This window comes from Dysgonomonas hofstadii (assembly GCF_014196915.1).
GTDB lineage: Bacteria > Bacteroidota > Bacteroidia > Bacteroidales > Dysgonomonadaceae > Dysgonomonas > Dysgonomonas hofstadii.
Genome location: NZ_JACIEP010000003.1, coordinates 294,585 through 314,930, shown reverse-complemented (window position 1 = coordinate 314,930; position 20,346 = coordinate 294,585). Strand labels below are relative to the sequence as shown.

Here is a 20,346-nt window from a genome sequence, read left to right as displayed (position 1 = left end):
AAATAAAGACCGACTCAATTATATTTAAAGAAACAAACAGCCTATGGCTGAAGAAGATTATGAAAAAAGTATTAATATATCATATACTCTTTGTTATCATTGCATTATGTCTGTGTTCAGGCAAAAGCCCTGCTCAATCGAAAGAGTATACAAAAACATTAAAACAGGGAGACAAATCGTCTTTTACAAATCCTATCGTAGTAGGCAGCTATGCCGATCCGACAGTTATCCGTATGGGGAAAGAATTCTATATGTATGTAACATCAGGGATTGTGAGAGGTTACAAATCTACCGATTTGATAAACTGGGATCGTATTGGAAATTCTTCCAGCCAGGTTTTTACTGAAAGGCCCGACTTCACGGACGATAAAGTGAACGATACCGGAATGTGGGCTCCTGATATTAACTATTTTGATGGAAAATATGTGATGTATTATTCTATATCTAAATGGGGTGGAGGTGCTACATGTGGTATTGGTATAGGTGTATCAGATAAACCACAGGGGCCATTTGTCCCACCTGTTGGAAATTCCAATGGAAAACTATTTGTAAGTTCGGAAATAGGTGTTCACAACTCAATTGATCCATGTTTCTTCGAAGAAAATGGCAAGCGTTATTTATTCTGGGGTAGTTTCTATGGGATATACATGACCGAATTGACGGAAGATGGTATGGCTGTGAAAGACCTGACTAAAAAAACACTAATTGCCGGTAGATCATTTGAGGCTGCTTATGTTCACAAGAGAGGTAATTACTACTATCTGTTTACATCTACAGGAGCTTGTTGCGAAGGTATGAACAGCTCATATAAAGTAATGGTTGGAAGATCACAAAGTCTGGAAGGCCCATATTTGAGCAAGACGGGAGTAGATATGAAAACTGTTAATGCATGGAATCCGACAAACTTCCAGCCTATAGTCATAAAAGGCAACGACACATTTGGAGGTCCGGGGCATAATTCGAGAATTATAACAGATGATAAAGGAGTAGACTGGTTTCTTTACCATGCTTTTATTGACAATGGAAGCAATCACCGTAATCTAATGTTGGACAGAGTTGATTGGGATAATGACGGATGGCCGATCGTAGGCAATGGTACTCCGTCACATTCAGTGAATTCAATTCCGGTTTTCTTTTAACGCTTTTTTCAGATAATCGATAAAAGAGGATTCTTCCACTAAAACACAGACTTAAATAAAACAGGCGCAGATGATTCTGCGCCTGTTTTTATTTTTCCTAATCCCCGTTATCTTGGCCTTGAAAAGACTGTATGCTATTATAATATATTTAGATTGATAATTATTTTACAGCCGAATGAAATATATTTTGTATTTTTGACAGACTTTTTTGAAAATAAATAACAACAATAATATAATACTGAACTTGTAGTATGAATATTTCTTACAATTGGCTGAAAGATTATCTCGATTTCGATCTGTCTCCGGAAGAAACTTCGGCAGCCTTAACCTCTATTGGTCTCGAAACTGGGGGAGTAGAAGAAGTGGAAACCATAAAAGGCGGACTCGAAGGATTGGTGATAGGCGAGGTGCTTACTTGTACTGATCATCCCGATTCAGATCATTTGCACGTGACTACTGTAAATGTGGGCGAAGCAGAACCGTTACAAATCGTTTGCGGGGCACCCAATGTAGCTGCCGGACAAAAAGTAGTGGTAGCAGTAGTTGGAACAACACTTTATTCGGGAGAAGAACCGTTTAAGATCAAAAGATCGAAGATCAGAGGAGTAGAATCTTTCGGAATGATCTGTGCCGAAGACGAAATAGGAATGGGTGCAAGTCATGCCGGAATTATCATATTGCCTGCCGATGTTAAAGTAGGTACTCCAGCTAAGGAATATTACAATATACAGAGCGAATATGTGCTTGAAGTAGACATTACGCCCAACCGGATTGACGGTGCTTCACACTATGGTGTGGCTCGTGACCTATATGCTTATTTGAAGCAGAATGGATTAAAATCTAAATTGGAACTGCCGTCTGTTGAGAAATTCAAAATAGATGATCCGGGTAAAGCTATTACTATAAAGGTAGAAAATACGGAAGCCTGTCCACGCTATGCAGGACTTACTATAAAGGGTGTAAAAGTTACGGAAAGTCCTGATTGGTTAAAAGACAAACTGACGCTTATCGGACAACGCCCTATCAACAATATAGTGGACATTACCAATTATATGCTTCATGGTTTCGGTCATCCATTCCATGCATTTGATGTGGCCTATATTTCAGGAGGAGAAGTTATTGTAAAAACTTTGCCGGAAGGTACCAAATTTACAACACTAGATGAAGTAGAACGCACACTTAGCGATCGTGACCTGATGATCTGTAATGATAAAGAGGGAATGTGTATCGGAGGCGTTTTTGGAGGATTGAATTCAGGTGTAACGGAAAACACTTCCGATATATTCCTTGAATGTGCCTATTTTAATCCGACATGGGTTCGTAAGACTGCACGTCGTCATGGATTAAATACCGATTCGTCGTTCCGTTTCGAACGGGGTTGCGATCCGAATGATACGATGTATGTATTGAAATACGCTGCATTGCTGATTCAGGAAATAGCAGGAGGTAAAATCACAGGTGAAATTCAGGATGTATATCCTGATCCGATACAAAAGCCTGTGGTAGAAGTTACTTACGATAAGATAAATAAACTGATAGGTAAAGTAATAGAGAAAAATACGGTAAAATCTATCCTCGAAAGCCTTGAAGTAGTTATAGAAAAAGAAACCGAAGATAGCCTTACACTTGCTATTCCTACCTATCGTGTAGATGTATTGCGCGATGTGGATGTAATAGAAGATATTTTACGTATATATGGCTATAACAATGTGGAGATTGGCGAAACTCTTATGTCGAGTTTATCTTATCAGTCACCTACGGATAAGAGTTATGATTTACAGAATCTGATTTCCGAGCAATTGACCGGAAGCGGATTTAATGAAATAATGAACAACTCACTGACAAAAGAATCATATTATGTCGAATCGGAGCTATATCCGGTAAAGCAGTGTGTACATCTTATGAATCCGCTGAGTACAGACCTGAGCGTAATGCGCCAAACCTTACTTTATGGAGGATTGGAGAGTATTGCCCATAACCGTAACCGTCAGAATCCTGATATTAAGTTCTACGAATTTGGCAATTGCTATTTCTACGATGCAGATAAAAAAGTAGAAGGTGAAACACTCCGTGAATACAGCGAGGAATATCATCTCGGACTTTGGCTTAGCGGAAACAATATCAGTAATAGTTGGGCGGCACAGGATGAAAAAACATCGGTTTACCAGTTGAAAGCCTATGTAGAAAATATTCTTACCCGTCTGGGTATACCCGAAAGCAGATATGATTATGTGCAATTCTCAAATGAACTATACAGTGCTGCAGTCGACATCCAGGCAAAAGGAAAAGGCAAGTCGCTGGGTACAATCGGTGTTGTGGCTAAGAAGCTGTTGAAAGTACAGGATATAAACACAGATGTATACTTTGCCGAATTGAATTGGGATGCTTTGATGAAAGAGATAAAAAAACATAGTATCACTTTCAGTGAGATGTCTAAATTCCCTGCAGTTAAGCGGGACTTGGCTTTGTTGTTGGATAAGAATATCCAATTCGACCAGATTGAAAGAATCGCATATAAAGCCGAGCGTAAGTTATTGAAGAGCGTTTCTTTGTTCGATGTTTACGAGGGTAAGAACCTGCCTGAAGGTAAGAAATCGTATGCGGTGAATTTTGTATTGCAGGATGAAGAGAAAACGCTTAATGACAAGCAGATCGACGCTATAATGCAGAAGATACAAAAGTCGTTAGAAAGCGAATTGGGAGCACAGTTGAGATAAGAAATAATTATATAACAGAAGGCTCTTGAAATAAGAGCCTTTTCTTCTATAATACTATGAAAACGAAGAACATAAAAAAACTACTTCCCATAGAGGATATTACCTACAGAACCATATTATCAGCTGATGACGCTTTGATCAGAATAAATTCTGATGGTCGGTACGATTATGTAAGCAGGGGATCTAAAGATGCAGCCTTTAGTATAAAACGCATAATTAGCTATCGCAACTCTTTTTCTCCCATAATCGAAGGCTATATTTCAGAGGATAATGCAGGCACAAGGGTAAGAGTAAGAATGAGATTGCACCGTTTTGTCCTGATCTTTTCCATATATTGTTTTTGTTTCCTACTATTTGCTACCATAGTTTCGACCAAAACAATGATCACAGGGGGCTTTGATATTATTTATCTGACTCCATTCGGTATGTTGATATTTCTTTATTTAATGGTTTATGGCGGATTCAAATTCGAAAGTATGAAAGTCAAAGAGGATATACGGAGTATATTAGATGCTGAAATTATAGAATAAAACTTTCCGAAAAACAAAATAAGACAAAAGAAAGAGAGAATGAGCAAATCACCCATTCTCTTTTTTTATACATTTGCTTTGTTCAAACGATCATCCTAAACATTCTAATATAAATGAAACAATTATTTTTCGCATTTTTTTGTTTTTTACTCTCATTTGGTTCGACAGCACAAACAGTAGCATTGTCAGATGATAATATTGTGAGTATTCCTCTTACAGGAAATACATACATCACGTCAGGGCAACGAATTCCGGATATTATCGGAGAAAACGGTATAACGGCATGGGATAAACCAGAAATAGTATTTTCCCTTTGGTTTAAGTTATCTAATCCCGGTGAGCTGAATGTTGCTCTAAGGACAAAGAACGAAGCTAAGGACAACTCAAAAGTGAAAGTGTCTGTTGCTGGAATGACTAATGAAATAAACATATCAGGTGAGACATGGTCAGTTGTTCCGGCAGGGAAAGTCAAAATCGAGAAAGCCGGATATGTAAGAGTAGACATACAAGGATTAGAGAAGTCCGGCAAATCGTTCGGAAGCATATCCGAAGTTATCGTTAGCGGAACTTCAGCTAAAGAGCCTGTATATTTCGTCCGTAACTTCTCTCATTACTGGGGGCGTCGTGGTCCCTCTGTGCACATGAAATATGAATTACCTAAAGAAACAGATATTGAATATTTCTACAATGAAGTTACTGTCCCTGAAGGGAATGATGTAATAGGTTCGTACTTCATGTCAAACGGATTTAGTGGCGGTTATTTTGGTATGCAGGTCAACAAGGAGACTGAGCGTAGAGTCTTATTCTCTGTATGGAGTCCTTATGAAACCCATAATCCGAAAGAAATTCCCGAAGAATACCAGATAAAGACATTAGCCAGAGGAGAAGACGTTCATATCGGTGAATTCGGCAATGAAGGATCAGGTGGACAAAGCTATCTGAAATATATGTGGAAAGCGGGAGTAACATACAAATTCCTTACCCGCATTCGTCCCGATGGGAAAGGCAATACGATATTTACATCCTATTTTTTTGCCACGGATGAAAACCGCTGGAGACTGATAGCCAGTTTCCTCCGTCCAAAAACCGATACATGGTATAAAGGGGCGCACTCTTTCCTTGAAAACTTCAGTCCCGATCAGGGCTTTATTACCCGTAAAGTTTATTTCGGTAACCAGTGGGCTGTAACCACGAAAGGTAAATGGATTTCGCTGACACAAGGCCGGTTTACCTATGATGCTACGGCAGGGGCAGGAGTGCGGCAGGATTATAAAGGTGGGATGGAAGATAACCGTTTCTTCCTACAAAACTGTGGTTTTTTTGATGAAAATACTATTTTAAGGGCAACCTTCGAACGGACAGCAAACGAAAAAGACCGTCCGAAAATTAATTTAAAGAAATTACCGACGAAATAAGTTAATAATAGGTTTTAAGATTAAAACAATTAAAAAGAGAATAACCGTGATGGCCATTCTCTTTTCTATTTTTATTAGTAGTTAAGGTGGTCATTATTATGATTTTAACATCTTTAACTACTCTCACTCCTTTGACTACTATATTATAAAGTTTTCAGTTTCAGGTTGCGCCACAATACTTTGATGCCGCCACCATCGTGAATTTGAAGAGCTATACGGCCTTGTCCCTTACCGATTTTTTCATCTTCAAGGGAAATCATTTCATTGCCGTTAAGCCATGTGGTTACTTTATCTCCCTGTACAAGAATGCGCATTGTGTTCCAGTCACCCACTTTAAGGAATTCTTCTTTGTCTTTTGTGATTTCGGCGATCCATCCACGACCATAAGATTCATAGATACCACCTGTTCCGTGTCCTTTAGGAGCAACTTCTACCTGCCAGCCATTAACTTTCACACCTTCTTCGATGAACGAACGGATAAATACACCAGAATTACCGTCTGCTTCCTGCTTGAATTCCACAGTCAGGTCGAAATCATCGTAATATTCACGTGTAGCCAGATAGCCGTATTGTTTGTCCGGGCCGCTTTCGCATACAAGTAGACCGTCTTTCACATACCATTTCTCTGTTCCGTAAACATCCCATCCTGTAAGATCTGTTCCGTTGAACAGGTCAACTTCTTTAGTCTTACGGGGAAGTTCTTTCACTTTTATATTGCGGAACGATGCAGGATAGCCATGGTCCTGCAGACACATAACGCCTTTCATAGCTAATCCGTATTCAGGGGCATTTTCCCATTTGCCGCTGTTCTTACGTGCAAACCAGTCGTCTGTCCATGCTTCGAATTCAAGTATTTTCTCTCCGTTCAGCCAGTGTTCCACATGGCCGTTGTCGAAAACTATTTTCGAATTATTCCATTCCCCATAAGGGTTCACTTTCATTTTTGCCGTATCGGGCAGGTACATAGCATAGTCTACGCCCAGGCGTTGCCAAGGCTCAAGTGCGATTTCGAAATTTGGCTCGTCTATCAACTGATACTCAGGACCTGTAACATAAGGTACTTTAAATTGAGGGCGTTCTACTACATGGTATAGCATACCGCTGTTACCTCCTTTCGAAAGTTTCCATTCCCAGTAAAGCTCAAAGTTTTCGAATTGTTTGTCCGTAACGATATAACCGTTGGCGTCGTCACCATCGCCTTTAGCCTGGATACATCCATCGACAACATGCCACGATTGTGTCATTACAGTGTCGTTGTAGTTGCGCCAGCCGGCCATTGTTTGGCCGTCGAATAGCAATTGCCAGCCGTCAGCTTTCTCCTGTTCAGTCAGGGTATTTTGTTGCCCTCCTGTATTGCATGACGAAAATGAAACTGCCGCAATAGCACAAAATGCAAACAGATTTTTAAAAGTTAATTTCATAATTAATTAATTTTGTTAGACTTAGGTTTTATGTAAATTATTCTTTTTGAGCATTTATATACTATTAAGTATGTAAATAGATACAGTAAAGATACATAAAAATACAATTAAGAAAGTACTTAAATGCTTGTTTAGTTATAATTAATAGTTAATTAACATTTCAATATCTGTTTTCTTCACGATATGCATCAACAGCCTTTCTTACAGAGCCGTGCAATAAAAGAAGCCTGTTAGCCTGATCATAATCCAGTCCAAGTTCTTCTGATACCATACGTGTGCCTCTGTCCACAAGTTTAGCATTAGATAATTGCATATTTACCATCCTGTTACCTTTAACACGTCCCAGCTTTATCATTGTGGTTGTGGTAATCATGTTCAGGATCATTTTTTGCCCTGTACCAGATTTCATCCGGGAACTACCAGTAACAAATTCGGGACCTACAATCATTTCTATGGCAACATCAGCTTCCTGCGAAACAGGAGAATCCGGATTACTGGAAATTGATGCAGTGAGAATCCCGTTCTTACGTGCTTCGTGCAATGCACCTATAACATAAGGTGTTGTGCCCGAAGCTGCAATACCTATTACGGTATCTTTATCGTTTATGTTGTATGCCTGCAGGTCTCTCCATCCTGCTTCCAGATTATCTTCGGCCTTTTCAACAGGATTACGCAAAGCTGTATCACCTCCTGCTATAAGTCCTATAACCAGAGTGTTTGGCATACCGAATGTAGGAGGAATTTCCGATGCGTCCAATACCCCCAGACGTCCGCTTGTACCAGCACCCATATAAAAGATACGTCCGCCTTGTTGCATTCGGGGAACTATCTGTGATACAAGTTCTTCGATCCGGGGTATGGCTTTCTCTACAGCTAATGCGACTTTCTGATCCTCTTTGTTGATGTCGGTCAGTAATTCTAATACGGATTTATTTTCCAGATTATCATACAATGAGGATTGTTCCGTGATTTTAACAAATGTCATTTCTTATTATTTAATAGTAGTTAAAGTAGCCAGGGAAGTCAAAGTAGTTAAAGGGGTGTTAATTTTACCGGCTTAACTACTTTGACTCCATTAACTACAGATCTTTTGTCACCGCCAATAACGTCCCATAATATTTGATGAGTCCCTCCATTGGCGATTGTACAATGTTTCCAACTTTTATATTTAATTCTTCTCCTGCTTTCCTTAAAATATCGCGGTAATGATATGCTACCGAGCCTGTGAAATGCACTTCATTGTTCATATAATCGTATTGCATCACATTTTTCATAAAAAAATCTTTAAATGCGCCGTATATGAGATTCTGAATGGTTTTATCTTCAATATTATTGATAAGGAAAGGTGAAAGGCTTGCCAGAAAACGATTTGCCATAGGCTGCTTATACACTTTGTCGAGTATAAGAGCCGGTGTAAGATCAAATTCCTGCAGAAATTTTTCTTTTAAACCTTTTGTCAGTTGATTCTTTAGGCAAGCTCCTAAAAATAGTCTGCCAATGACAGCACCACTGCCTTCATCTCCCAGAATATACCCTAGCGGAGATACATTGTCCGCAATTTTTTCTCCGTCATAGTAACAGGAATTAGATCCTGTACCCAGAATACACGCTATACCTTTATTCGAGCCGCATAGACCTTTGGCCGCAGCTAAGAGGTCACTGTCGACCTCGATCTGTGAAGCTTTTATATTGTCAGTAATGGCGTCTATTATAATCTGGTTTTTCTCGGGAGAAGCACATCCCGCGCCAAAGAAATGGACTGAATCCACTCTATGCCCGTTAAGCATAGGTTTAATGGTAGTCCGTATTTCTTCGCTAATGTCTTCGCGGGTGCGGAAAAAAGGATTTGCGCCTTTGGTCGAAGCCTGCTTAATCTCTTTATCTCCGTCTACAAAACGCCAGTCGACCTTTGTAGACCCTCCGTCAGCTAATATTATCATATCTTAATATAGATTTTCTTCTTATACAATATGTTTCCAATCACCCAGTTGAATCCGACAAACAGCAGGGCAAACACCAGCGAACCGAAGTAATCGCCCAGATATGGCTGTATGCAGATTTTATATAAGAATCCTTTTAAACTGATAATGGAATCATCGTAAGTAAACAGAATATTACCTAAAAGCACAGAGAATACTCCCGCGGCTACATAGATAAATAAAGGGTTTACTCCGAATGATTCAAAAAATACACTCCACTTCTTATGACCTTTGATGTCGATGATCCATATCAATAAAGCCAATAGGGTAGAAGCCAGCCCACATGTAGCCAGTACAAACGTAGGCGACCATATCTTTTTATTAATAGGGCAACCATAACTCAACAAAAAGCCAAGGAATGTAAGTATCGCCCCTGTAATAAATAGTCGTGTGATACGTTCATAATTGTCTTTGGTGGACAATAACAGCTCGCCGCAACAGAATCCGATAAGTACATGGCAAATAGCCGGAATGGTACTTAAAAGTCCCTCAGGGTCGAGTATTACGCCACTATCCACATACATATGGTTTGCTCCCAGTATGGCTTTGTCCAATATGGATATTATGTTATTTTCGCTGAATTCGAAACCGTTTCCAAACAGTAAGAGCAGAAAATATCCGATAAGGGCGGTTACAATGATATATGGTATATATCTATGCTTAACCAGTATGGCTATAAGTGCCGTAGCCCCATAAGTAATAGCCAGCCGTTGCATGACGCCTAGTATCCGGATATGCTCAAAGTTTGTAATGGCTCTGAAAAAGCGTTCAAAGAATCCAAGTTCTTCGCCTGACAACTGATGGTATGTGCGGAAAGATAGTGATAGCCATCCCAATCCTAGTCCGATGAGGAAAATAACAACAGTTCTCTTTAGTATCTTCAACAAAGTGGGTTTGTTGAACTCAAAATTGAATTTACGTAAGGAGATAAATGTTGATATTCCCATAATGAACATGAAGAAAGGGAAAACCAGATCGGTTGGAGTAAGTCCGTGCCATTGGGCATGCCCTAGTGGCGCATATATAGTACTCCACGATCCCGGATTATTTACCATGATCATTCCTGCTATAGTTATACCTCTCAGTACATCAAGAGACAAAAGTCTGCTGCTTGGTTTCTTTTCCATAATGCCAACTTTTCAGGTTTTATTTGTAGAGATAGTATTTTTTCGATACTTTCTTAAAAGGTTCTGTGTGTTTATACCAAAATTCTCGAATATCGTCAAATTTATTGTTTTTTGCAAACTCAAGCCTTACAAAATCGCTACCCGAAACCTGATCGAACATTCTGAAACGTTTGTCGTTCGCATTATTGAATATGGCCTTATCCGGATACAGGTTTGCGACTTCCTGCATCACATAGAATTGAATCTCGGATAAGTGGGCCTTTTCGTAATCCATAATGTGAACCTGTACGCCTTCGAGCTGTTTCCCTTGTCCTACTGAGTAGAACGGTTTCAGGTACATCGGTCTGAAATATAGTCCGGGCAGGCGCAATCTGTTAAGATTTCCGGCCAGATCTTCTGCTTTCACCCATTCGGCAGCGAACATCTGGAAAGGAATCGTGTAGCCTACACCGATAGACATATATCCCAGTTCACCCAATATACCCGATACGGGATAGAACACAGCTGAAACCGGTTGTGGAATATGAGGGGAAGACGGAATCCATTGCAGTCCTGTTTGCTCATAAATCATTTTGCGTTTCCATCCTTTCATTTTCACTACCTGAAGTTTACACTGTTTGTCCAGCATGTTTTCACCGTTGAGTAGCAAGGCTAATTCCCCGCAGGTCAATCCGTATACATACGGTATTTTGAATTGGCTTACAAAGGAAATAAAATTATCGTCAACTAAACCACCTTCGACCTTTAATCCTCCTAAAGGATTCGGCCTGTCGAGAACAATAAATTCGATATTGTTCTCGGCTGCAGCCTGCATGGCCAGCCCCATCGTACTGATGTAAGTAAACGAGCGGCAGCCAATATCCTGAATGTCATACACAAGGGCATCAATATCCTTGAGCATTTCAGGAGTCGGTCTACGGGTTTTTCCGTGAAGAGAGTAGACAGGAAGCCCTGTCTTAGGGTCGGTTACATTTTCTACATGGTCTCCTGCATGGGCGTCACCCCTGACACCATGTTCGGGAGCAAAGAGTGCAACGAGCCGGACGTTAGGGGCTTCGTGCAGGATGTCGATCGTCGACTTCATGCTGTTGTCCACCCCGGTTGGATTGGTAATCAATCCCACACGTTTTCCTTCCAGCGCTTTGAACTTTTGCTCCTTTAATACTTCAATACCCGTTTTTATCTTTATCTTCTGGCTGAAAGCCGATAGGGATAAAAGACACAGTACCGATAGTATTATTAATGGTCTTCTCATGTTATGTTGTTTTTGTTTATTCATTTTTAGTAGCTTCCGCTTTTTCTTCTATATCTTCTTTTGCCTTTCCGTAGTTAGGATCGATTTTTAGTAATGCCACAGCTATAATCGGTATAATACTGCATATCATCACCCAGATGAAGAAATGATTATATCCCAACTGCTCTTGCAGCCATCCGGCAAACATACCCGGAAGCATTAAGCCTAATGCCATAAACCCTGTACAAAATGCATAATGGGATGTTTTATGTTCTCCATCTGAGAAATACATCAGATAGAGCATATAGGCCGTGAATCCGAATCCATACCCGAATTGTTCTATAAAGACACAAATGTTGATTATTACTAAATTATCTGTTTGTGTAAAACTTAAATAAAGAAATGTTGCTATTGTAAGTAACATACTCATTGTCATAGGCCATATCCATCTTCTAAGCCCACCTTTTGCTGCTGCAAACCCTCCGATTATACCACCTATTGTCAAACCTATAATACCAATAGTTCCATATACAAATCCAACCTCACCCGTAGTAAGTCCGAGTCCGCCAATGTCACGTGGATCCAATAAAAATGGATTTATAAGTTTCAATAGCTGGGCTTCTGAAAAACGGAATGTGAGCATGAAGAATATTGCTGTTGCAACCTGTGGCTTATTGAAGAATGTAACGAATGTAGTACCAAATTCTTTAAGAATTGATTTTGCCGTAATATGGGAATGCGGTTTGTCGGATGCCGGCTTAGGTAAAGCGACCCTATGGTAAAAACTGAAAAATATAAATAATCCCGCCAAAACAAAAAATGTAATAGACCAAGCAAATGGAATATTTCCAGATAACCCTTTATATTCTGCATTATTAGCAGTTTTTAATTTAGGATCTAACTGAAAAATCAGATATGCGGGTTTGTTCCAGTTCTTTTCATTAAATGAGAATCTATCACCTTCAATCAGCTTTATATTGTTATCACCTTTATTCATTGTGGTATTCAATACAATACCCTTTCCTTGTTCCGGTTGTTGTGATAACCAGACAGCAGCGACAGCAATATTTCCGGCCTGATCTGTTTTTTCAAAATATCTTTTTTCCCCGAAATTCTCTTTTATCCAATTACCAAATGGTTTTGACACATTTGTTTTCCACCATCCGTCTTTTTCATCCTTTTTTGCACTCTCTTTTATAACAAATCCATTTTCGAGATTAGCTTGTTTTACTTTATTGATTATCAATTTTAAACTATCCTCATTAATGATTTGTGTGCCGATTTGCACATCCTGTCTATCCATTATAAAATGTATATCCCCCTCTTTCGATGTGATATTTTCTATTTGAGGAATATATAATGAAGATTGAGTGTACTGAGGAGATGCATCAATATTTACTTTAATCGGATCGTACCCTGTATGACTCTCAAGGAATCCCGCTAGAATTATAAGGACACCTTGTCCCATGATAGTTGCTATACGAAAAAATGTACTTCTGATCCCAACATATTTAGCCTGATCGTTAGTATTCAGGCCAAGCATATAAAATCCATCTGCGGCAATATCATGTGTAGCAGAACTAAAAGATAACAAAGCAAATAACGCTAGTGTCGCCTGAAAAAAGAATGGTACGGGTATGGTAAAAGCAATGCCTGCAAATCCGGCACCAATCAGCAATTGCATTGTTACAATCCACCAGCGTTTTGTTTTTAATAAATCTACAAAGGGGCTCCATAAAAATTTAAGAACCCAGGGTAAATAAAGCCAGCTTGTATATAAAGCAATATCTGTGTTGGATATTCCCATGCGTTTATACATTATTACCGATATGGTGACAACGGCGACATTAGGTAATCCCTCTGCCAAATAGAGGCTCGGTATCCATGCCCACGGCGATTTTTTGCTTTCTTTCATTGTATTATCTTTAGTATTGTTTTTCAATAGTTGCACCCACATAATAATGCAGGAGTATCTTATCATTAGAATAACCTTTTTCTCCCATTACGGCGGCACCGATCTGGCAAAGGCCGACACCATGCCCCCAACCGGCTCCTGTCAGGACGAATTTATCATCTTTTTTGTCGATAATAAAAGCTGAACTGTAAAGATGTGATGTGGATAGTGTACGGCGTATTTCCAGCTCCTTACCAATTGTCATTGTCTTTTTAGATCCAACGATTTTTAGCTTTGTTAGCCTTCCGGATGTTCCTCTTTCTACCGGAATTAGTTCTTCTATAGTGCCGAAATCGATCCCAGAGCGTTTGTATGCCAGTTCAGATATTTCTTTTTGAGTATAAGTCACACTCCAACGAAAAAAATCGGTGGTTTCCTGATCATAGTTATTGAGTACCTGTCCGAGTATATTTTTATCCTGTGTGTTACAAAATGCATCGGGACGTGAGGTTATCCATTGATCAGATTCTAATTCTTTGGTAAGATCGGGGATATCCATCGAATTTTCGCTATCCCTTCGCTTGACCAGATATGGTAATTTTGTATCTTCCCAGCAATTCTGGAACTCTTCGAAAACACCGCCGCAACATTTAGAGAAGCGTGCATCACATATCTTTTCTCCCGATTTCAAGACCTGTCCACGGGTTTCGTCAATGGCCTGTTTTACAATTTCTATATTTGAAAAAGTTCTTGTTATTCCCTGATAACGCTGGCAATGATCGTCGGCACATACATCGAAGTTAATATGATCTTCGCGGTCGTACCAGCGGATTCTTTCACTTTCGTTTTCGGTGAAAGTCGTATATGTTTCTTCATTAGTCCGAATCTCTTTATTTTTTTCTATCTGGGCAAGCAACCAACTCCGTGAGATTACAGCGTGTGCTTTCAATAGTTCGAGAGACGCCGTTGCGCTCATCTCTGAGGAGATAACACTCGTCAGATAGCCTTCTATTCCAATCAAATTAATAGCTGTTATCATATCGTTTTCCACGATTAGCTTCAGCGCTCCCTGAAATTGCTGGTCTTCTTTTCTTTCCCAGTGGAAACCGATACCTATAACTACATCTTTAATGGTAAATGAAGCGTCGGCATCTTGTGATTCAAATACTAATTCTTTACATAAGGAACCGTTCCATAAGATTTGCCCGTCAGCAAATACTACAGAGTTTTCTCCCTGAATACTTTTTCCTAAGCAGGAATAATTTGTATTCAGTACAAACTTTATCTCTTTGTTCCACAAAACGCCAACAGTTACCTTTGGTTCCATAATTTTCTATATTTCAAAATTTCAAGTTTCAAGATTAAAAGCATTTCATTCTTCACTTTTCACTTTTAATTTTTCACTTAGTTTCTGCATTTTCTCATCACTGATAGATATCTCCTTTAAGATGTTTTCTATATCATTTTTTGTGATCTTCTTGAAATCCTTTTCCAATGGTGTGATGAAAACGCCACCTAAATCTACGGCAGCGGGGCTTATCAGCAGATTATCATCTCCTTCGGCGTAGAAGCAATCCGGACGATGTTTTTTACGAGGAAAAACGATGCTATGCCATTTATTATTGTTATACCATGTAAGTATGTTCATCATCGGCTCTTTATCTCCATCTTTAATTTCCAATAGGTTGTATATTTTCTGGAAATATGCGATGCTCTCTTCTTTAACTTCAGCTTCCAGTAAGAATCCGTTTCTCAGATAATTTTTGATTGTATATACACTTAATGCATCTGATTGATACAGAAGTTCTCCTCCTGTTACTTTTTGTATCTCTTTTTCTATTGGAAGAAAATCTTTTATACCTGCCTGAAAATGTACATGGTCGGGTGCCGAAGCCCCACACTTAGGCCCATTATAAAATATGGTATATCCGTCCATTTCTTTTGCCAGATCGAGCATATCACCGTATCTGTTGAAAATCAACTGATCGATATGCTGATAGGCAGGTATTGTGAAATGCACCGGAAATATCGGGAACGGATTGACCAATACCTGATATTCGTCTTTGAATGGAGCACCTCTTTGTTCAGCCGGTAAATTTTGTGGGCAAAGGAAACACTTGCGCTCCTGTATGGATTTGGTATCGACCTTTGCCGCAGAAGATTGTATGCGTGCCGGATTGAACTGTACCCTTATCTTGAAATCACTGAAATCGAAATCCTTTGACTCCACACCTTTCAAGGCTTCAAAATTGGCTTTTGCAAGAGGCCACTCCTGTAGTTGCGAGTCGAATAAATCTTGTATGTCTTTTGATAATAAATTCATATTTACCATTAAAAATAAAAAGGTGAGAGCCAAGTCATGAGTAGTATTTTTTGAACTCTCACCCTTTCACATTGCTAACATTAATTTACCTGTTTGCTTTTATTTAAAGCGATACGGGCTTCCAATTCCCAGGTACGTATCCTGTCTTTATAAGTATTGTGTGCGTTCATTTTCACTATATCCAGTGATGCATCGGAATTGTCGTCCCAGCGACGGCATAGGTACAACACATCGTAGATGCGCCCAATCTGGTGCTCACGTGAGAAATATAACCCCAATGCATAATCTTCACCGTAACTTGTATTTGGTACTTTTATTTCCCTTAACAATGGGGTATAGAATGCACGTGGTGCTCCCAATCCATTGATACGCAGGGCGTTGTTGCGTCCGTTATCTGGTGTCCATTCCTTATGGTCGATAATGCCCGGAGGTATCATTTCCATATCGAAATTAGTAAGCATGTATGTGCCTACTACCATAGCGCAATTTTGTTCGTAGAATGCATCTACAATTTTTTGTAGTGTGTTTTCATCGGAATATACATCGTCACTATCGAGCTGCACGGCGAATTTTCCACATTTAGGATTGTGCACGCCTGCATTCCAGCAGCCACCAATACCTAGTTCTTTGTTTTCGGGAATGACATGTATCAGACGTTTATCCGAAGCGAATTTATCGATGGCTTCGGTAGTACCATCGGTAGAATAATTATCAACGACAATAAGGTTGAATTTGAAGTTTGTTTTCTGATTCAATACAGACTGTATAGCGTCGGTAATTGTACGTATACGGTTACGCACGGGAATGATCACAGAAGCTTCGTATTCGAAATTCGATTGTTTGAATTCTATTTTTTTGAACTGAGGAGCCAGATATGCGCCGATTTTCTTCAAGTGGTCGGTACAAGCCTGTTCCATTTCTATCTGCATATTCCTGTTTTTAGGATCGACATAATCGAATATCTTTTCACCGCTTTTGCGGCTGTCATTCTCAATTTCAGTATACAGGTATTCGTTGATGTGTACCAGTCCGGCTTTTTGCGAAACTTTGAGACGGAGATCGTAAATACCGGCAAACTGATATTCTTTATCCATTTCCGAAGCTGCGTGCTTCAATACTTCGGATTTGTAAATAAGCACTGATCCAAAATTGAAATCGTCGCGTAAACTTCCTTTTTGATAAGTGATTACAGGACTATTTTTCTTTTCTCCTCCCGATATCTGGTAATGATCGGCATATATTAGTCCTGCACCCGAATCTTTCGCTATCTGCAACATCCGGTCGAAGGCGAACATCCCCATGCGTAGCTGATCTGATTTAGTATAAATCAGTGTATATTCCGCATCGGCTTTCGCGGCAATCTTTTTTATTGTAGCCGTAGAACGGATCGAATCTATATCGATCACTTCGCAACCGGCAATAGTATCTTTGCAGCCGTTATCAGTTAACAGGAATATCTTATTTACAAGTTCCGAACTCTTTAGTGAAGTAACGGTTTCCTGTACCTGACTCACATTTTGGAAGGGTATAAAGCAATTAATTTTCATCTTTAAATAGGTTATTTTGTATTTATTGTAATCTCTTTTTTCTTGACTAGCAAAAGTAAACCAATGAATGTCAAAACAGCATTCATTATTAGTATCTCGTATCCGAATTTATATCCGTCGAACCATGCTTCCGAGTTTTTGTCGAATATGAAACATATTATTGGGGCCAATATTGCCACCAGTGGTATATATTTATCTTTTACGGATTTCTTTGTGAATATGCCGAAGGCAAACAGGCCTAAGATAGGGCCGTAAGTATAACTGGCGAGGATATATACGGCATCGATCACAGAAGTATTATTGAGTAAATTGATGATAATAATTACCAATCCCATAACAACCGCCATGCCTATATGCACACGCTTACGGGTTTTGGCTATTTCGGCATCTGTCTTTTGTTTTTTAGTTGTCTCCAGTATATCGACAGTAAATGATGTTGTAAGAGCTGTAAGTGCCGATCCTGCCGCAGCGTAAGCCGCCGAGATCAAGCCAATGATGAATAATATGCCTACTATCATAGGAAAATATCCTCCTGTGGCAAGCATGGGGAATAGTTCATCGCTTTTTTCGGGAATAGCAACACTATTTCTAGTCGCGTAAATATAAAGTAGTACTCCAAGCATGAGAAACAGCAGGTTTATAAATAATTGTAATACGCCGCTGATTACCATGTTTTTCTGCGAGTCTTTAGGATTCTTACAACTCATATTCTTTTGCATCATATCCTGATCGAGTCCGGTAGTAGCAATAACGGTAAAAATACCTGCCAGAAATTGTTTAAAGAAAAATCTCCTGTCATTCACATCGTCAAAAAAGAATGTCTTGGAATAACTGCTTTCGTTAATTGTGGAGAACATTCCCGAAAAATTAAGCCCCAGATTGGATGCTATATAATAAATACATAAGCCTACTGAAACAATCAGACAGAACGTTTTCAAAGAATCTGTCCAGATCAGTGATTTCACGCCGCCCTTAAATGTATATAGCCAAACAAGTCCAACTGTGAATATTACATTAATAAAGAATGATATTTTCAATGGTTCGAAAACCAGTAATTGCAATACGATGCACACAAGGAATAGCCTTACAGCAGCTCCCAGCATTTTAGATATAAAGAAAAACCATGCTCCTGTTTTGTATGATGCTATCCCAAAGCGGTTTTCAAGATATTCATAAATTGAGGTGAGATTCATCCTGTAGAATAACGGTATCAGTACAAAGGCGATAATCATTTGTCCTACAACGAATCCCATTACCATCTGAAGATAGGAAAAACCACTGGCTGCAACCATTCCGGGAACAGAAACAAATGTCACTCCCGATATGGCCGATCCTATCATGGCAAAAGCCACGACAAACCACGGCGACTTGCGGTTTCCCGTGAAGAAGCCCTGATTGTCTGCTTTGCGGCCTGTGATGTATGATATGGCAAATAGTATAGCAAAGTAGAACGCTATGATTAAGAGCACTAAAGCCGGATTCATTCTTTTTTTTTAGTAGTTAGAGTAGTCAAAGGAGTCAAGTAGTTATCATTCGTTTCACTCATTAGTAGTTAGAGTAGTGAAGTGGTATTATTTCTACTTTACTACTAAGTTGCAAAGCAACTGATAACTACTTGACTCCTTTGACTACTGATTTATATTATTCTTCATATAAAAGATATGGTTTGCGCTGCTGTTTGAATTTTTCAACATCGCCCTGCCACATCTTTCTTATTTCTTCGTTTGATTTTCCTTCTATTATCATTTTGCGAATATAATCTACTCCTACAAGTTTTTCGAAAAATGAAGTAAAGAATTTATCTCCTATATTCAGATTATTATATGCATCTATTATATATGAAAGGTCAAAGCCTTTGGCGAATATTTCTTCATCTGTTACATTCCTTAAATCAACTCCGTGGCATAATTTGTTTAAAAGGGGTGGATTCTTTGCCCCCGCTACACTCCGTGGTGTGAATGAGAAGCTGTAACCTTTCATATCTGGATGCCCGTACACCTGAAAAGGAAAGTCTGTACCCCGGCCAAGGCTGACAGGAGTGCCTTCGAACAGGCAAGTTGAAGGATAAAGGTATATTGACTTCATATTAGGAAGGTTAGGAGAGGGTGCAATCGGTAACTGATAGAGCGTTTGGTGTGTATAATTAGCACATTTTATAACATTGAGATCACATTTGCGATTATTTGGCAACCATTTTTCTCCGTTTGTCATCAGGGCTAGTTCACCCATGGTCATACCATGTACAACCGGTATTGGCAGCCATCCTACACCCGATTTGTACTTCATGTTCAATATAGGACCGTCAATGTAATGTCCGTTTGGATTAGGCCGATCCAGAATAAGCATTTTTTTGTTGTATTCGGCACAAGCATCCATCAATCTTACCATAGTTATATAATAGGTGTAAAAACGCAATCCTACATCCTGTATGTCTATAACAAGTATATCAAACATATCCATCGATCTGGTGCTAGGCTTTTTATCTTTTCCGTCATATAAAGACTTGATAGGGATTCCTGTTTTTTTGTCTACAGAACTGGCTACATGTTCTCCTGCATCGGCATTTCCTCTGAAACCATGCTCAGGTGAAAAAATAGCGACAACATTTAGTTTATTTTCAACAAATATATCTACCAGATGCTTATCTTGTATCATGCCTGTATGATTAGACATTACGGCTATACGTTTTCCTTTCAGCAGTGGAAAATAAAGATCAGTTTGTTCAGCTCCTGTTTTTATTGTACTGGTTTGAGCCGAAAGTATAATTGATATTGTTGTCAGAATAAATAAAATGATTGCTCTTTTCATAGTAAAGCTATTATTTTTGCTCGATTCTCGTAGATGCAGGTCATTTATCGAGTGTTTAGTGAATTATTTATCCAGTTTATTAAGAACAAATATAAAACGATATATTTGAATAACAGTCAAAAGATATCTTCAAAAATATTAAATTAACTATTATTTGTATTCATATACATAAATTAAATATTAAAATCTTTTAAAAATATTCTTGATGCAGC

General features: G+C 39.0%; 14 protein-coding genes and 2 pseudogenes. 4 read left to right on the top strand and 12 right to left on the bottom strand.

What is annotated here, in order from left to right; translation table 11 throughout:
* Positions 1-59: 59 nt before the first annotated feature.
* From GGR21_RS05655 to GGR21_RS05640, 4 genes are all read left to right on the top strand, one after another.
* Entirely contained in the window at positions 60-1,139 is a 1,080-nt protein-coding gene (locus tag GGR21_RS05655) for a family 43 glycosylhydrolase (protein WP_183306211.1), read from the top strand.
* Positions 1,140-1,390: 251 nt separating this feature from the next.
* Complete coding sequence (pheT, locus tag GGR21_RS05650; RefSeq protein ID WP_183306210.1) at positions 1,391-3,856, top strand: phenylalanine--tRNA ligase subunit beta; 2,466 nt, start codon at positions 1,391-1,393, stop codon at positions 3,854-3,856.
* Between the two features lie 56 nt (positions 3,857-3,912).
* Positions 3,913-4,386: a hypothetical protein gene (locus GGR21_RS05645; RefSeq protein ID WP_183306209.1), complete on the top strand. Its 474-nt coding sequence runs from the start codon at positions 3,913-3,915 to the stop codon at positions 4,384-4,386.
* A gap of 113 nt (positions 4,387-4,499) precedes the next feature.
* Entirely contained in the window at positions 4,500-5,801 is a 1,302-nt protein-coding gene (locus tag GGR21_RS05640; RefSeq protein WP_183306208.1) for a DUF3472 domain-containing protein, read from the top strand.
* A gap of 143 nt (positions 5,802-5,944) precedes the next feature.
* On the opposite strand, the gene GGR21_RS05635 is transcribed toward GGR21_RS05640, so the two are convergent.
* From GGR21_RS05635 to GGR21_RS05585, 12 genes and pseudogenes are all read right to left on the bottom strand, one after another.
* On the bottom strand, positions 5,945-7,222 hold the full coding sequence (locus GGR21_RS05635; RefSeq protein WP_183306207.1) for a 3-keto-disaccharide hydrolase: 1,278 nt from the start codon (positions 7,220-7,222) through the stop codon (positions 5,945-5,947).
* A gap of 160 nt (positions 7,223-7,382) precedes the next feature.
* Positions 7,383-8,207, bottom strand: coding sequence for an N-acetylmuramic acid 6-phosphate etherase (gene murQ / locus GGR21_RS05630; protein WP_183306206.1), 825 nt, complete (start codon positions 8,205-8,207; stop codon positions 7,383-7,385).
* Positions 8,208-8,301: 94 nt separating this feature from the next.
* Positions 8,302-9,162: a BadF/BadG/BcrA/BcrD ATPase family protein gene (locus tag GGR21_RS05625; RefSeq protein WP_183306205.1), complete on the bottom strand. Its 861-nt coding sequence runs from the start codon at positions 9,160-9,162 to the stop codon at positions 8,302-8,304.
* Positions 9,159-10,328, bottom strand: a complete 1,170-nt coding sequence (locus tag GGR21_RS05620; protein ID WP_183306204.1) for an acyltransferase family protein — start codon at positions 10,326-10,328, stop codon at positions 9,159-9,161. The genes GGR21_RS05625 and GGR21_RS05620 overlap by 4 nt, the downstream gene beginning before the upstream one ends.
* 19 nt (positions 10,329-10,347) lie before the next feature.
* Entirely contained in the window at positions 10,348-11,583 is a 1,236-nt protein-coding gene (locus GGR21_RS05615; protein WP_183306203.1) for an exo-beta-N-acetylmuramidase NamZ family protein, read from the bottom strand.
* 16 nt (positions 11,584-11,599) lie between these two features.
* Positions 11,600-12,415: pseudogene (locus GGR21_RS21025) on the bottom strand (MFS transporter); the annotation flags it as partial.
* Positions 12,416-12,976: 561 nt separating this feature from the next.
* Positions 12,977-13,477 (bottom strand): annotated as a pseudogene (locus tag GGR21_RS21020) (MFS transporter); the annotation flags it as partial.
* Positions 13,478-13,487: 10 nt separating this feature from the next.
* Positions 13,488-14,786, bottom strand: a complete 1,299-nt coding sequence (locus GGR21_RS05605; RefSeq protein WP_183306308.1) for a SpoIID/LytB domain-containing protein — start codon at positions 14,784-14,786, stop codon at positions 13,488-13,490.
* Between the two features lie 42 nt (positions 14,787-14,828).
* Positions 14,829-15,779 (bottom strand): DUF4922 domain-containing protein, encoded by a 951-nt coding sequence (locus GGR21_RS05600; protein WP_183306202.1) that lies wholly within the window; start codon positions 15,777-15,779, stop codon positions 14,829-14,831.
* 80 nt (positions 15,780-15,859) lie between these two features.
* Positions 15,860-17,326, bottom strand: a complete 1,467-nt coding sequence (locus GGR21_RS05595) for a glycosyltransferase family 2 protein (RefSeq protein WP_183306201.1) — start codon at positions 17,324-17,326, stop codon at positions 15,860-15,862.
* An 11-nt stretch (positions 17,327-17,337) separates the two neighbouring features.
* Positions 17,338-18,810 carry a sodium:solute symporter gene (locus tag GGR21_RS05590; protein ID WP_183306200.1) on the bottom strand — a complete coding sequence of 491 codons (1,473 nt, stop codon included), beginning with the start codon at positions 18,808-18,810 and terminating at the stop codon, positions 17,338-17,340.
* 157 nt (positions 18,811-18,967) lie between these two features.
* Positions 18,968-20,134: an exo-beta-N-acetylmuramidase NamZ family protein gene (locus GGR21_RS05585; protein ID WP_183306199.1), complete on the bottom strand. Its 1,167-nt coding sequence runs from the start codon at positions 20,132-20,134 to the stop codon at positions 18,968-18,970.
* Between the last annotated feature and the right edge of the window lie 212 nt (positions 20,135-20,346).